Source organism: Micromonospora sp. NPDC053740 (genome assembly GCF_040677775.1).
Classification (GTDB): Bacteria; Actinomycetota; Actinomycetes; order Mycobacteriales; family Micromonosporaceae; genus Micromonospora; species Micromonospora alfalfae.
The window spans coordinates 307,833-322,139 of the sequence record NZ_JBFASO010000009.1 but is presented as its reverse complement, the minus strand read 5'-3'; the positions used below and the strand labels follow the sequence as shown (position 1 = coordinate 322,139).

Annotated in this window: 12 protein-coding genes and 1 riboswitch; of the genes, 4 read left to right on the top strand and 8 right to left on the bottom strand. The window is 69.8% G+C overall.

Going from position 1 to position 14,307, the window contains the following annotated elements; translation table 11 throughout:
• The first annotated feature begins 8 nt into the window (after positions 1–8).
• Entirely contained in the window at positions 9–449 is a 441-nt protein-coding gene (locus AB0K35_RS24155) for an arsenate reductase ArsC (RefSeq protein ID WP_363887746.1), read from the top strand.
• Here the strand turns inward: AB0K35_RS24155 and eno are convergent.
• On the bottom strand, positions 431–1,696 hold the full coding sequence (eno, locus tag AB0K35_RS24150) for a phosphopyruvate hydratase (protein ID WP_238668428.1): 1,266 nt from the start codon (positions 1,694–1,696) through the stop codon (positions 431–433). The genes AB0K35_RS24155 and eno overlap by 19 nt on opposite strands.
• A gap of 118 nt (positions 1,697–1,814) precedes the next feature.
• Here eno and AB0K35_RS24145 point away from each other — a divergent pair, with 118 nt between their 5' ends.
• Positions 1,815–2,729: a MerR family transcriptional regulator gene (locus tag AB0K35_RS24145; RefSeq protein WP_363887743.1), complete on the top strand. Its 915-nt coding sequence runs from the start codon at positions 1,815–1,817 to the stop codon at positions 2,727–2,729.
• Here AB0K35_RS24145 and AB0K35_RS24140 read toward each other — a convergent pair.
• On the bottom strand, positions 2,726–3,721 hold the full coding sequence (locus tag AB0K35_RS24140) for a ribonucleotide-diphosphate reductase subunit beta (protein ID WP_238668658.1): 996 nt from the start codon (positions 3,719–3,721) through the stop codon (positions 2,726–2,728). The two genes, AB0K35_RS24145 and AB0K35_RS24140, sit on opposite strands and share 4 nt — an antisense overlap.
• 56 nt (positions 3,722–3,777) lie before the next feature.
• The gene (locus AB0K35_RS24135) at positions 3,778–6,096 is read right to left on the bottom strand and encodes a ribonucleoside-diphosphate reductase subunit alpha (RefSeq protein WP_238668659.1); all 2,319 of its coding nucleotides are present in this window, start codon (positions 6,094–6,096) and stop codon (positions 3,778–3,780) included.
• Positions 6,097–6,288: 192 nt separating this feature from the next.
• A riboswitch (cobalamin riboswitch) is annotated at positions 6,289–6,506 on the bottom strand.
• A gap of 431 nt (positions 6,507–6,937) precedes the next feature.
• Between AB0K35_RS24135 and AB0K35_RS24130 the strand changes: the two genes are divergently transcribed.
• Together AB0K35_RS24130 and AB0K35_RS24125 are read left to right on the top strand one after the other, a co-directional pair.
• Positions 6,938–8,335, top strand: a complete 1,398-nt coding sequence (locus AB0K35_RS24130) for an enolase C-terminal domain-like protein (protein WP_238668430.1) — start codon at positions 6,938–6,940, stop codon at positions 8,333–8,335.
• Between the two features lie 7 nt (positions 8,336–8,342).
• Entirely contained in the window at positions 8,343–9,065 is a 723-nt protein-coding gene (locus tag AB0K35_RS24125; protein WP_238668431.1) for a FadR/GntR family transcriptional regulator, read from the top strand.
• A 10-nt stretch (positions 9,066–9,075) separates the two neighbouring features.
• Here AB0K35_RS24125 and AB0K35_RS24120 read toward each other — a convergent pair whose 3' ends face one another.
• From AB0K35_RS24120 to AB0K35_RS24100, 5 genes are all read right to left on the bottom strand, one after another.
• A complete protein-coding gene (locus tag AB0K35_RS24120) occupies positions 9,076–10,095 on the bottom strand; it encodes an aldo/keto reductase (protein ID WP_363887740.1) in 1,020 nt (339 codons plus the stop codon).
• Complete coding sequence (locus AB0K35_RS24115; RefSeq protein WP_238668433.1) at positions 10,092–10,910, bottom strand: ATP-binding cassette domain-containing protein; 819 nt, start codon at positions 10,908–10,910, stop codon at positions 10,092–10,094. Before AB0K35_RS24115 ends, AB0K35_RS24120 begins: the two co-directional genes overlap by 4 nt.
• Positions 10,910–11,962 carry an ABC transporter substrate-binding protein gene (locus tag AB0K35_RS24110; protein WP_091406812.1) on the bottom strand — a complete coding sequence of 351 codons (1,053 nt, stop codon included), beginning with the start codon at positions 11,960–11,962 and terminating at the stop codon, positions 10,910–10,912. The genes AB0K35_RS24115 and AB0K35_RS24110 overlap by 1 nt, the downstream gene beginning before the upstream one ends.
• A 40-nt stretch (positions 11,963–12,002) precedes the next feature.
• Positions 12,003–13,010 carry an ABC transporter permease gene (locus AB0K35_RS24105; protein ID WP_091406814.1) on the bottom strand — a complete coding sequence of 336 codons (1,008 nt, stop codon included), beginning with the start codon at positions 13,008–13,010 and terminating at the stop codon, positions 12,003–12,005.
• Positions 13,011–13,331: 321 nt separating this feature from the next.
• Positions 13,332–14,210, bottom strand: coding sequence for an amidohydrolase family protein (locus AB0K35_RS24100; protein ID WP_363887736.1), 879 nt, complete (start codon positions 14,208–14,210; stop codon positions 13,332–13,334).
• Positions 14,211–14,307: the final 97 nt, after the last annotated feature.

The window sequence follows — 14,307 nt, the reverse complement described above, 5'->3', positions numbered from 1 at the left end:
ACCCCGACATGAGCGACAGACCCAGCGTCCTGTTCGTCTGCGTCCACAACGCCGGCCGCTCCCAGATGGCCGCCGGCTGGCTACGCCACCTCGCCGGCGATACCGTCGAGGTCCGCTCGGCCGGCTCCGCTCCGGCCGAGACGATCAACCCCGCCGCCGTGCAGGCCATGCGCGAGGTCGGCATCGACATCACCGACCAGACCCCCAAACTCCTGGAGTACGCGACAGCGCAGTCCTCCGACGTCATCGTGACCATGGGCTGCGGCGACACCTGCCCGGTCTTCCCCGGCAAACGCTACGAGGACTGGAAGCTCGACGACCCGGCCGGCAAGGGCGTCGACGCCGTCCGCCCGATCCGCGACGAGATCCGGGACCGGGTGGAGAAGCTCCTCACCAAACTGAGCCCCACCACTCGACCGGAGCACAGCCGTCAGCGACCTCCGGCGTAGACAGCGCGGTGGCCGAGTTCCTCCTCGATGCGGATGAGCTGGTTGTACTTGGCCGTACGGTCGGAGCGCGACAGCGAGCCGGTCTTGATCTGCCCGCAGCCGACGCCCACGGCCAGGTCGGCGATGGTGGTGTCCTCGGTCTCCCCGGACCGGTGCGACATCACCACCCGGTACCCGGCCTTGTGGGCGGCGTCCACCGTCGCCAGGGTCTCGGTGAGCGTGCCGATCTGGTTGACCTTGACCAGGATCGCGTTGGCGTAACCGCCGTCGATCCCGTCGCGCAGCCGGTCGACATCGGTGCAGAAGACGTCGTCGCCGACCAGCTGCACGCGCTCCCCCGCCGCCGCCGTCAGCCGCTTCCAGCCGGCGATGTCGTCCTCGGCCATCGGGTCCTCGATCGAGCTGATCGGGTACCGGGAGACAAGGTCGAGCAGGTAGTCGATGTGCTCGTCGACGGTCCGCTGACGGCCCTCGCCGACGTAGTCGTAGACGCCGTCGTGGAAGAACTCCGAACTCGCGGGGTCGAGGCAGATCAGCACGTCGGCGCCGGGCTGGTAGCCGCTCTCCTCGATGGCCCGCGACACGAACCGCAGCGCCTCGTCCGCGCCCTTGACGTTTGGCGCGAAGCCACCCTCGTCGCCGACGTTGGTGTTGTGCCCGGCGGCGGCCAGGGACGCCTTGAGGGTGTGGAAGACCTCCGAACCCATCCGGACCGCCTCGGCGAAGGTCTGCGCTCCGACCGGGGCGATCATGAACTCCTGGAAGTCGAGCGGATTGTCGGCGTGCGCGCCGCCGTTGATGATGTTCATCATCGGCACCGGCAGCAGGCGGGCGCCGACACCACCGACATAGCGGTAGAGCGGCTGCCGGTGGGCCAACGCCGCCGCCTTCGCGGTCGCCAGGGACACCGCCAGGATCGCGTTGGCACCCAGTCGACCCTTGTCCTTCGAACCGTCGAGAGCGATCATCGTCTCGTCGATCAGGGCCTGGTCCTCCGCGTCGAGCCCGAGCACCGCGTCGGCGATCTCGCCGTTGACCGCGGCGACGGCAGTGCTGACCCCCTTGCCGTGAAAACGCGTCAGGTCCCCGTCGCGAAGCTCGACCGCCTCGTTCGCTCCCGTCGACGCGCCGGACGGCACTGCCGCCCGCCCGGTCGACCCGTCGGCGAGGACCACGTCGGCCTCCACCGTCGGGTTGCCCCGGCTGTCGAGGATCTGCCGACCACGCACGCGACTGATTGCCGTCATCACACACTCCCTGCTCAAGCTGCCTGTTCGCAGCCAGACTGGCAGGAAACGGCGGCCCTGGCACCGCGACGATGGACACGTTGACCCGTACCCCGGGGTGCGGGTTTAGGGTCGCGGGATGCGGGTGGGTGAGTTGGCACGACGGACCGGAACCACGGTCCGGGCACTGCGGTACTACGAGTCGGCCGGGCTGGTCGTGCCCCGGCGGCTGAGCAACGGCTACCGCGAGTACGACCCGATCGCGGTGCGGCTGGTGGCCCAGATCCGCGAGCTGATGGCGCTCGGCCTCACCGTCGAGGAGACCCGCCCGTTCGTCGAGTCGATCGCCGGTGGCGCCGACGACACCGACGTGTGCGCCGCGGCGGTGGCCACGTACCGCAGCACCATCGGCAACCTGCAGGAACGGATCGGCAAGTTGACCGCCCAGCGGGACGCGCTGGACGCCCGCCTGGACGCCGCCGCGACCCAGGTCGTACCCGGCAGTCCCGCCGAGGGCGCCGACCCCACCGCGCTGGTCGGCGTCCGGTTGCCACCGCTGGCCTTCTACGGCACCGACGGCCGCCCGGTCGATCTCGGCGCGCTCGGCGCCGGTCGCAGCGTCATCTTCGTCTACCCACTGACCGGACGACCGGGCGTCGACCTGCCCAACGGGCTGCTGGAGATCCACGGCGCGCGCGGCAGCACCGAGCAGGCCGCCTGGTTCCGCGACCACCACGCGGAACTCCGCGCGGCCGGTGCCGCACGGGTCTACGGCCTGTCCGCGCAGTCGACCGGTTACCAGCGGGAACTCGCCCACCGGCTGCGACTGCCCTACCCGCTGATCCCCGACCCGAGGCTGACCCTGGCCGACGCCCTGCGGCTGCCGACCCGCGCCGCCGGCGACATGACGCTCTACGAGCGGCTGACCCTGATCGTCGCCGACGGCGCTGTCGAACACGTCTTCCACCCGATCCCGGACCCGGCGTCGCACCCCCTGCACGTGATGCGGTGGCTCACGAAGCGACGCCAGGCCCCCGGATCGGTTGCCGCCTAGAAGTCGTCGTCGAAGGCGACGGTGCCGGTCACCCCGACCTGGTACGCCGACACCCGCCGCTCGAAGAAGTTGGACAGCTCCTGCACGTCCTGCAACTCCATGAAGCCGAACGGGTTGCTCGACCCGTAGTGCGCCGCGATGCCGAGCTGGGCGAGTCGGCGGTCGGCGACGTGCTGGAGGTACTCCCGCATGTCGGCCAACGTCAGACCGGGCACACCATGGCCCAACAGGTCCTCGGCGAACTGCACCTCACACTCGACCGCCTCGGTGAGCATCCGGCGAACCTGGTCGGCGAGGTCGTCGTCGAACAGGTCCGGCTCCTCGACGCGAACGGTGTCGACGACGTCGAACGCGAACGCCATGTGCATGGACTCGTCGCGGAACACCCAGTTGGTGCCCGAGGCGAGGCCGTGCAGCAGGCCGCGGGAACGCAGGAAGTAGACGTACGCGAACGCGCCGTAGAAGAACAACCCCTCAATGCAGGCGGCGAAGCAGATCAGGTTGAGCAGGAACGTGCGCCGGTCCTCGCGGGAGCGCAGCTCGCGCAGGTCGTTGAGGGAGTTGATCCACCGGAAGCAGAACTCGGCCTTGCGACGGATCGAGGGGATGTTCTCGATGGCCGCGAAGGCCTCGAAGCGCTCGGTCTCGTCGGGCACGTACGTGTCGAGCAGGTTGAGATAGAACTGGACGTGCACGGCCTCCTCGAACAGCTGGCGGGACAGGTAGAGGCGACCCTCCGGGCTGTTGACGTGCTGGTAGAGGTTGAGCACCAGGTTGTTGGCGACGATCGTGTCACCGGTGGCGAAGAACGCCACCAGGCGGCTGACCAGGTGCCGTTCGGCCGGCGACAGCTTGTCCAGGTCGGCGAGGTCGGCGTGCAGGTCGACCTCCTCGACCGTCCAGGTGTTGCGGATCGCGTCGCGGAACCTGTCGAAGAAGTGCGGGTAGCGCATCGGGCGGAGAGTCAGGTCCATCCCGGGGTCGAGCAGCATGTGCGTGGTCCTCGTGTCGGTGATGCTGGCGTCGGTGGTGGCGGCTTCGGCGGGGGTCACTGGCAGGCCTCGCACGACTCGGGGTTCTCCAGCGAGCAGGCCAGCGCCTCCGCGTCGACGACGACTGGCGCGACAGCGCTGACGGTGGCCTGCTGGATCCGCGTCGCGGGACGCGAGCGCAGGTAGTAGGTGGTCTTCAGCCCGGCCTTCCAGGCGTACAGGTACATCGAGGAGAGCTTGCCGATGGTCGGCGCGGCCAGGAACAGGTTCAGCGACTGGGACTGGTCGATGAACGGGGCGCGGGCGGCGGCCAGGTCGATGAGCGCCCGCTGCGGCAGCTCCCACGCGGTGCGGAACAGCTCCCGTACGGCGGCCGGCAGCTCGGCGATCTCCTGCACGGACCCCTCCGCCCGCTTGATCGCCGAACGGATCCGCTCGGTCCACAGACCGCGGGCCTTCAGCTCGCGTACCAGAGCGGTGTTGACCTGGAGGAACTCCCCCGACAAGGTCTCGCGCTTGAACAGGTTGGACACCTGCGGCTCGATGCACTCGTAACACCCGGCGATCGAGGCGATGGTGGCCGTCGGCGCGACCGCCACCAGCAGCGAGTTGCGCAGCCCGTACGCCTCGACCCGCTCGCGCAGCGCGTCCCACCGCGCGGTCTGCGTACCCTCGACACCCCACAGGTCGGGCTGGAGCTGGCCCCGCGCGGCCCGGGTCTGCGGGTACGCCGGATGCGCGCCGAAGTCGCGCGCCAGGTCGGCCGAGGTCTCCAGCGCGGTCAGGTACAGCTCCTCGCTGATCAGGGTGGACAGCTCCCGGGCGGCCGGCGAGTCGAACGGCAGCCGCAGCGCGAAGAAGACGTCTTGTAGGCCCATCAGCCCGAGTCCGACCGGCCGCCAGCGGGGGTTGCTCGCCGCCGCCTGCGCGGTCGGGTAGTAGTTGATGTCGATGACCCGGTCGAGGAAGGTCACCGCGGTCCGTACCGTGGCGCGCAGCCGCTCCCAGTCGATGCCGCCGGCGGTGAGGTGGGCGGCTAGGTTCACCGAGCCGAGGTTGCACACGGCGGTCTCGGTGTCACTGGACACCTCGACGATCTCGGTGCAGAGGTTCGACAGGTGCACCACGTTGCCCGGCTCGGCGGTCTGGTTGCAGAGCCGGTTGGCGGCGTCCTTGAAGGTCATCCAGCCGTTGCCGGTCTGGGCGAGGGTCCGCATCATCTTCCCGTACAGCTCCCGTGCCGGGACCTGCCGCACGTAGAGACCCTGCGCCTCGGCCTGGCGGTACGCGGCGTCGAACCGCTCGCCCCACAGGTCGGGCAGCTCGGGCACCTCGTGCGGGTCGAACAGCGACCACGGCTCGTCGGCCTCGACCCGCCGCATGAACTCGTCCGGGATCCAGTTGGCCAGGTTGAGGTTGTGGGTGCGTCGGGCGTCCTCGCCGGTGTTGTCCCGCAGTTGCAGGAACTCCTCGATGTCCGGGTGCCACGGCTCCAGATAGACGCAGGCCGCGCCCTTGCGTCGGCCACCCTGGTTCACAGCGGCGACGCTCGCGTCCAGCGTGCGCAGCCACGGCACGATGCCGTTGGACTGCCCGTTCGTGCCCCGGATCAGCGCTCCCCGGGAGCGCACCCGGGAGTACGCGATGCCGATGCCACCGGCGAACTTGGACAGGTTGGCGACCTGGGCGTACCGCTGGTAGATCGAGTCCAGCTCGTCGAGCGGGGAGTCGACCAGGTAGCAGGAGGACATCTGGGTGTGCCGGGTGCCGGAGTTGAACAGGGTCGGTGAGCTGGGCAGGTAGGCCAGGCTGGACATCAGCCGGTAGAAGTCGACAGCCTCGTCCGCCGTCCGGGACAGGCCGCAGGCCACCCGCAGCAGCCAGTACTGCGGGGTCTCCAGCACCAGTCGGCTGATGGGGTGGCGCAGCAGGTAGCGGTCGTACACGGTGCGCAGGCCGAAGTACTCGAACCGGCGGTCGCCGTCCGGGTCGATGGCGTGGTCGAGCGTCGCGGCGTGTGCGGCGACGAACGCGGCGGTGTCGTCACCGATCAGGCCCTCGGCGTGGCCGACCCGGATCGCCGCGCTGAACGAGGTGATGCCCTGTCGACGCACCTCCTTGTCGACGTAGCCGGCCAGCAATCGCGCGGCGAGGCGCGAGTACTGCGGCTCCTCACCGATCATCTCGGCGGCGGTCTGGATGGACAGCCGGTCAAGTTCGGCAGTGGTCGCGCCGTCGTAGAGCCCGCTGATGGTGCGGGTGGCCACCCGCATCGGGTCGACGTCGGTCAGGTCGTCGGCCCACCGCTCGATCGCCCGGACGATCTTGTTCACGTCCACGGGTTCGGTGCCGCCGTCGCGCTTGCGGACCTGCATCGGCGTCCGCCGCGCTGTCGCGTCGCCGCTGGCCGGGACTACCTCGGTGACTGTCACCACTCGCTCCTCGGAGTTCGAGACCTGGTGGCCCGGACGCAAGGAGACAGACACCGACGGACGCCACGCCAGCCCGGCGTGGGTCAGGTGGCGTCAGCCGTCCCACGCGGCCTCGGACCGCCGCGCCACCCGGATGCGGGTACGCGGCGCGCTGGCAGGTCTTCGGACTCGCGGGCACGACCGGGCTCGCCGGTCTCCTACTGGCCGTCGCTTCCCAGGCCGATTGATGGCCCAGTGCTGATGACGGCGGTCGTTCCCACTCACCGCTGCGGGACAGTCCCGGATTTCCACCGGGTTCCCTGTTGCCTCGACCGCCCCGGATGAGCGGCCGAACCAGCTGCGCTCGACACCATATATAGGGACGCAGCCGTTGTCACACCCCACATGTCGGTCTCGGGCGTGTCGGTGGCCGACTCGGTGACCACCGTCACCACCCCGGCCGACAACACCCCGTCGACCGACGCCAGGCACCGGAGACGGGGCCCTGCGCGCTGGTGTCGACACTCGACAGGGATGTGGCGTATCGAGGCCACGGTGCCGCAGACCGCACCCATATGCCACTGCCTATGCCTTGAGGTGGGCTGAACGCCCGATCTCCACGGGCTCGCCACCCTGCCACCTTCGCCCGTCAACGGGCACGATGGACGGTGAGGCGGATCGACCCGGCGAGGCAAACATCATACGTCTGCGGGCCCACGGTGATCGACATCGTTGACGGGCTGGAGCGGCGCTCCGTATACTCCCTGTGATCATCTGATCTTTAGCCTAGCCGGGCGAGGAACGCATGCCGCAGATCACTGCCGTCACCGTCGAAGACGTCCGCTTCCCCACCTCCCTGACCGCTGACGGGTCAGACGCCATGAACAAGGACGGCGACTACTCGGCGGCCTACGTCGTCCTGCACACCGACGGCGTCGACGGCGTGGGCGCGCCACTCGCGGGGCACGGCCTGACCTTCACCATCGGTCGAGGCAACGACATCGTCGCGGCGGCGGCAGTCCACCAGGCACAGCTTCTGGTGGGCCTGGACGTGGCGACGATGGCAGCGGACATGGGCGCCGTCTACCGCCTCCTCACCTCCGACTCGCAACTGCGTTGGCTCGGGCCGGAGAAGGGTGTCGTCCACCTGTCCCTGGCGGCCGTGTTGAACGCGTCGTGGGACCTGGTCGCCCGGGTCGCCGACAAGCCGCTGTGGCGGCTGCTCGTCGACATGTCCCCCGAGCAACTCGTCGACATCGCGGACCTGCGCTACCTGTCCGACGCGCTGACCCGGGACGAGGCACTGGCCATCCTGCGGGCCAAGGAGGGCACGAAGGCGGCCCGCCTCGCCGAGCTCGACCGGACCGGCTACCCCGCCTACACCACCTCGGCGGGTTGGCTCGGCTACGGCGACGACAAGCTGCGCCGGCTGTGCCAGGAGGCGGTGGACACCGGCTACGGCTACGTCAAGCTCAAGGTGGGCGCCAACCTCGACGACGACATCAGGCGATGCGCGATCGCGCGGGAGATCCTCGGGCCGGATCGCAACCTGATGATCGACGCCAACCAGGTGTGGGACGTCGGTCAGGCCATCGACTGGGTCACCGCCCTCGCCCAGTTCAAACCACTGTGGATCGAGGAGCCGACCAGCCCCGACGACATCCTGGGCCACGCGGCCGTCCGCCGCGCCGTCGCTCCGATCGGCGTCGCCACCGGCGAGCACTGCCACAACCGGGTGATGTTCAAGCAGCTGTTCCAGGCCGAGGCCATCGACTTCTGCCAACTGGACACCGGCCGCTTGGCCAGCATCAACGAGATCGTCGCCGTGCTGCTGCTCGCCGCGAAGTTCGACGTCCCGGTGTGCCCGCACGCCGGCGGTGTCGGGCTGTGCGAGATGGTCCAGCACGTGTCGGTGCTCGACTACGTCGCGATCTCGGGGGACCTCACCAACCGGGTCACCGAGTTCGTCGACCACCTGCACGAGCACTTCACCGATCCCTGCATCATCCGGGACACCGGCACGGGCAGCGGATACGTTCTGCCCAGCCAGCCCGGCTACTCCACCCGGATGCGTCAGGAGTCGGTAGCGCTCTACCGCTTTCCCGACGGCCACTACTGGGCGACGACAGACCCGACTACCGTGTCATCTCCGGAGGCGGCGTACGTGATCGCGGGTGGGAAGGCCACCCTCACCGGCCGCTAGGGGGATCATGTCTCGCACTGACGAAGTGGTCAACGGCATCAAGCGGATGATCCTCGAAGGGCAGTTCAGGCCCGGGGACCGGTTGCCCATCGAGAAGGACCTCGCCGAGCAGCTCGGAGTCTCGCGGGGGTCCCTGCGCGAGGGGATGTCGGCGCTGTCGATCCTGGGCATCGTCAACATCCGCCAGGGCGACGGCACCTACGTCACCAACCTCGACGCGCCACAACTGCTGGCCCCGATGGGTTTCGTCGTGGACTTCCAGGGCCAGGGCGACCCCCGGCACATCCACACCGTTCGCCGGCTGCTGGAGTGCGAGGCCGCCTGCCTGGCGGCGACCAGGATCACCGACGAGGCCCTGGCCCAGGCGGGTGACCTGCTCGAAGAGGCAGCCCGGTTGATCGGCCAGTCACCGCCGGACCACGAGCGGATCATGGAGATCGACATCGCCTTCCACCGGATCATCGCGGTGCACGCCGAGAACCCGGTGCTCGTCGGTCTGATCGAAGCCTTCGCCGGGCGCACCATCCGGGGCCGGCTCTGGCGGAGTCTGCACGAGGAGGGCGCGGACCTGCGCACCCATCACGAACACGTGGCGATCCTGAAGGCCCTCGTGGCGCGCGACCCGGAGCGGGCGCGCACCCGGATGGCGAACCACCTGATCGGCGTGGAGGAGTCGTTGCAGGGGTTACCCGACGACGCTGACGCCAGCGTCGAGACGGCCCGGTCGTGACAGCCGACCCTCACGACTGCACGTCGAGCAGCCCCTCGTCGTACAACGCCGTCCAGAGCTGATCCGGGACGTCGACACCAGTTCGACGCAGGGTCTCGGTCACCTGGGCCTCGTCACGCATGCCGACGACCGTCGAGACCACGGCCGGGTGACGACGGACGAACGCCAACGCCGCCTGGGGCAGCGTGACGCCGTACATCTGGCAGACCCGCGCTATCCGGCGGGCCTGATCGATCACCTCCGCCGGCGCCTGCTGGTAGTCGTAGACGGCGTCGGGCGGCGGAACGTCCCGAGCCAGCAGCCCGGAGTTGTAGACACCGGCGACCACCACACCGACGTGGCGGGTCTGCGCGACGGGGAGCAGGTCGGTCAGCGCGCCCTGCTCCAGCAGTGTGTACCGGCCGGCGCACATCACCACGTCCACGTCGGTCTCGGCCACGAAGCGGGCCAGCATCGCGGACTGGTTCATCCCCGCCCCGACGGCACCGATCACGCCCTGCTCCCGCAGCTCCACCAACGCCGGGATCGCCTCGCGCGCGGCCTGCTCCCAATGCTCGTCCGGATCATGCAGATACACCACGTCGATCCGGTCCAGGCCGGTGCGCCGAAGGCTCGCCTCCAGCGAACGGCGTACGCCGTCGCGGCTGAAGTCCCAGACCCGGCGATGATCGGCGGGAACGTCGAACCCCTCCGGATCCCGCCGGTGCGCCGTCTCCGGTGATGGCACGAGCAGCCGGCCGACCTTCGTCGACACCACGTACTCGCCGCGCGGACGGGAGCGCAGGGCCGCGCCCAGGCGCCGTTCGGACAGGCCCAGCCCGTAGTGCGGTGCCGTGTCGAAGTATCGGATGCCGCCTGCCCACGCGGTGTCCACGGCGGCGGCGAACTGCTCCTCCGACGTCGCCCGGTAGAGATTGCCGCCCTGGGAGGCGCCGAAGCCCAGTGGGCTCAGCCGCAGCGGCGGCCCGACGCCGCTGCGGGCCGCCGAACGGGCGGGGTCGCGCGCACCCCGCTGGACGACAGCGGTCACCGCTCGTCCCGATCCACGTTGGTGCTGCCGGTCATCGCCGCGACCAGATCGTCGGTGGTGACCTCGTCGGCGCGGAGTTGGGCAGCGCGCCGACCGAGGCGCAGGACCTCGACCCGGTCGGCGATCTCGAGCACCTGCGGCATGTTGTGGCTCACCAGCACCACCGACATGCCGGCGTCACGGGCCCGCCGAACGACGTCGAGCACCCGCCCGGTCTGGACCACCCCCAGGGCTGCTGTGGGCTCGTCGAGGATGACCACGTTGGTTGCCCAGATGATGGCGCGGGCCACCGCCACGCACTGCCGCTGCCCACCGGAGAGCATCGCGATGGGGGTGGTGACCCGGGGGATCCGTACGCCGAGTTCGTCGAGGGCGGCGGCGGCGCCCTGGCGCATGGCGCGTTTGTCCAACAACCCGAGCCGGCCGAGTGGCCCGGAGCGGAGGATCTCCCGGCCGAGATACAGGTTGGCGGCCACGCTGAGGTCGTCGGCGACGGCGAGGTCCTGGTAGACCGTCTCCACCCCGGCCCGTCGGGCATCGACCGGAGTGGAGAACTGGACCGGGCGGCCGCCCACCCGGATCTCGCCCTCGTCGGGCGGGTGCACACCGGACAGGGTCTTGATCAGCGTGCTCTTGCCGGCGCCGTTGTCACCGATCAGCGCGACGACCTCACCTCGGCGGACCGTGAAGTCGGCGCCACGCAACGCCTCGACGTGCCCGAACCGCTTGACGACGCCGCGGGCTTCGAGGACCGGCGGTTCCGCGTCGGTGGGTTGCTGATCGCTGTCCGCGGTGGCCGTGGGGATCGCGCCCATCACTGCACCGGCGGGTTGGCGCAGCTGGGCTCGAGCACCGCCTTGATCTCCGCCGAGTCGATGTTCTCCTTGGTGACGAACGTGACGCCGGTGTCGGCCGATGCCAGCGGCGCCTTGTCCCGAAGGTGCTTGACCATCTTGTCGACGCCGAAGTAGCCCATCTTGAACGGGTTCTGCACTACCAGCGCCGAGATCTGGCCGTTGCGTACCCCGGCGATCTCGTCCGGTGCGGCGTCCCAGCCGATGATGACCACCTTGCCGGACTTGCCGGCGGCCTGGATGGCCTGCGCGGCACCGAGCACGCTCGGCTCGTTGGCCGCGAAGACGCCGGCGAGCTTGGGGTTGGCGGTGAGGATGTTCTCGGTGACCCGTCGGGCCTCGTTGACGTCACTGCGGCTCGGCTGCTGGCCGACCAGCTTCAGGTTGGGGTACTGGGCGAGGCCGGCCTTGAAGCCGTCGACCCGCTCGGTGTTGGTCTGCGATCCGGGCTGGAACTCGACGAGCGCCACCTCGTGGTTGCCGGGGCCGAGTTCGGTGGCGAGCAGCTTCGCCGCCTCGGTCGCCGACGCGCGGTTGTCGGTGGCGAAGAGGGGCACGTTCGACGGCTGCGGGCTGGTGCCAGAGTCGATCATGGCGACCGGGATGTTGGCGCTGAGCGCCTTGTCGGTGGCCGGTGCCAGCGCGCTGGAGTCGGTCGCCGCGTAGACGATGCCGTCGACCTTCTTGGTGACGAAGTTCTGGATCAGGTTGACCTGGCCCTCGACGTCGGTCTCGGTGGTCACCCCGTCCCACTGGACGGTGACGTCGCCCGCGCGCTGCGCGGCGCACTCGGCGCCCGCCTTCACCGTGTTCCAGTAGTCGGCCCCGACCGCCTTGGGTACGACGGCGAGCTTCAACGGGCCGCTCGCGTCCTTGGTCGCGCCGTCGCCGCCGTCACGGACCTCGACCCCGCCGCAGGCGCTGAGCAGGGCGGTCGCCGCGGCCGCGGCCAGGATCGCCTGCGCACGCAGGAGTCGTCCTCGCGTCCGCCGGCTGGTGGTGGTGTGTGCCATGGTGTGTGTCCTTCCTCGTTCGGACTCTCGGAATGGCATGTCAACCCCGTGATTCCAGCCGCCGGCGGCGGTACTGGTCGAAGTAGACGGCGGCCCAGATGATCACGCCAACGATCACCTGCTGGTAGTGGATGCTGATATCGAGCAGGACGGCGCCGTTGCGGACCAGGGCGATGAGGAACGCGCCGATGATGGTTCCGACGATCCGGCCCTGCCCGCCGAACAGGCTGGCCCCGCCGATGACGGCGGCGGCGATGACGTCGAGTTCCAGCGAGATCCCGTAGTTGGGCTGGCCGGAGTTGACCCGGGACGCCGCGATCATGCCGCCCAGCCCGACCAGCACGCCGGCCAGCACGTACACCCCGGTCAGGTGTCGCCCGACCCGGATGCCGGAGCGGCGGGCCGCCTCCAGATTGGAGCCCATCGCGTAGGTGTACTGACCGAAGCGGGTCTGGGAGAGCAGGAAGGCGACCCCGACGGCGACCAGGACGGTGATCACCACGGCGAACGGAATGCCGAGGATCTGCCCGTTGCCGAGCAGTTGGAAGGACCGGGGCAGGCCGTAGACGCCGACCGCTCCGGTGATGATGAAGACCAGGCCGCGGCCCACTGACATCGTCCCCAACGTCGCGATGAACGGCGGAATCCGGGCCACAGTGACCAGAAGCCCGTTCAACAGCCCGGCCAGCGCGCCGACGCCGATCGCGACCGCCGTCGCCGCCCAGAGCGAGAAGCCGAGGTCGCGCACGACCATCGCGCCCAGCACGCCGGCGAGCGCGGCGACCGACCCCACTGACAGGTCGATGCCCTTCGTGATGATGACCATCGTCTGGGCCGTGGCGATGATGGCGATCACCGCCGTCTGGGCCCCGATGTTGAAGAGGTTGTCCGCTGTCAGGAAGTAGGGACTCGCGAAGGTCAAGGCGATGAACAGGACGACCAGTGCGGTCGCGGCGGTGAACTCGGAGACGGCGTGGGAGATCCGTTCCCGGAACCAGTCGCTGAGTTCGCCGCGCTGCGTGCCGGCGGTTGCCTCGGCGCTACTCATCGTCGGACCTGACCTCCCCAAGCGTGGCGTCGGCGTCCGGCGGGGACCCGCCGACGAGCCGAACGCCTGTGAGCGACCGATCCCGTCCGGACGGCGGTGCGGTTAGGTGCCCGCACATCCACTGGAGATAGGTCGGATGTTTCCCACGATCAGGCGTTACCTTGCCACGCATTCACGTATGTTGCCAAGGTCTTGCGGGCATGTTTTGCCATCGTTACCTGGACCACCGAAGGCATACGTCCGACCAAATCGACATCGACTGCTACCGCAAGCATGTTATCGATAACATGCTATGTCCCCAGCTCGGACGGCGCTGCCGTCTCAGGATGGGGCCAGCCGGTAGACCCGGCCGGCGGTCCCACGCCAGATCGCGGCCCGCTCGTCGTCGGACAGCGCATCCAGCAGGTCGCCCAGGGCGGCGACCCAGCCCGTGTACGAGGTGGCGAGCAGGCACACCGGCCAGTCCGAGCCGAACATCAGCCGATCCGGCCCGAACACGTCGAGGGCGTGCTCGACCGCGGGCCGCAGGTGAGCCGTCGTCCAGGACCCGCCGTCCACCTCGGTCACCAGACCGGAGAGCTTCGCCGTCGTGTTGGGCTCGGCCGCGAGCGCCCGCAGGTCGCGCTGCCAGTCACCGAGTTCGGCGCGCCCGAGCGGGGGCTTGCCGAGGTGGTCCAGGACGAACCGCACCTGGGGCAGGTCGCGGACGAGCCGGGCCGCCGCCGGCAGTTGACGATGGCCCACCAGAAGGTCGAAGGCGAGGCCGGCGGCACCGACCGCGGCGATGCCGTGCCGCACATCGGGGCGGTCGAGATAGGTCGGGTCGGGTTCGGACTGGACCAGGTGCCGGATGCCGACCAGCCGTTCGCCGCCGCGCGCCCTCCGTAGTCGGGCCAGGCGGCGGTCGACATCGGCGGCGGTGAGGTCGACCCAACCGACGACCCCGCCGACGAGAGGGTCGTCGGCCGCGATGCCGAGCAGCTCGGGCGTCTCGGACCGAACGGCGACGGACTGGACGACAACGGTCTGGGTGACACCGGCGGCCTGGGCCGCCGGGGCGAGCTCGACCGGCGTGAAGTCGTCGTCGATCGCGGCCATTGTGTACGGATCGACCCAGGGCTGTGGGTGCCGCGCCCGGACCCAGAGGTGATGATGCGCGTCGACGATGCCCGGTCGGCGCGCGACCTCGCCGGTCGTCACCGGACTCGCCCTGGCGCGTTCTCGTCCACCCCACACCCCGCCCAGCCGCTGATCGAGCCCTCCGGTTCAGCCCGGAGCCACAGAGTCGATCTGGCAG

What these genes read in the sequence shown, in the direction of transcription:
- AB0K35_RS24155 (WP_363887746.1), top strand. Translation starts at nt 9, where the DNA reads ATGAGCGACAGACCCAGCGTCCTGTTCGTCTGCGTCCACAACGCCGGC.
- eno (WP_238668428.1), bottom strand. Translation starts at nt 1,696, where the DNA reads ATGACGGCAATCAGTCGCGTGCGTGGTCGGCAGATCCTCGACAGCCGG.
- AB0K35_RS24145 (WP_363887743.1), top strand. Translation starts at nt 1,815, where the DNA reads ATGCGGGTGGGTGAGTTGGCACGACGGACCGGAACCACGGTCCGGGCA.
- AB0K35_RS24140 (WP_238668658.1), bottom strand. Translation starts at nt 3,721, where the DNA reads ATGCTGCTCGACCCCGGGATGGACCTGACTCTCCGCCCGATGCGCTAC.
- AB0K35_RS24135 (WP_238668659.1), bottom strand. Translation starts at nt 6,096, where the DNA reads ATGCAGGTCCGCAAGCGCGACGGCGGCACCGAACCCGTGGACGTGAAC.
- AB0K35_RS24130 (WP_238668430.1), top strand. Translation starts at nt 6,938, where the DNA reads ATGCCGCAGATCACTGCCGTCACCGTCGAAGACGTCCGCTTCCCCACC.
- AB0K35_RS24125 (WP_238668431.1), top strand. Translation starts at nt 8,343, where the DNA reads ATGTCTCGCACTGACGAAGTGGTCAACGGCATCAAGCGGATGATCCTC.
- AB0K35_RS24115 (WP_238668433.1), bottom strand. Translation starts at nt 10,910, where the DNA reads ATGGGCGCGATCCCCACGGCCACCGCGGACAGCGATCAGCAACCCACC.
- AB0K35_RS24110 (WP_091406812.1), bottom strand. Translation starts at nt 11,962, where the DNA reads ATGGCACACACCACCACCAGCCGGCGGACGCGAGGACGACTCCTGCGT.
- AB0K35_RS24105 (WP_091406814.1), bottom strand. Translation starts at nt 13,010, where the DNA reads ATGAGTAGCGCCGAGGCAACCGCCGGCACGCAGCGCGGCGAACTCAGC.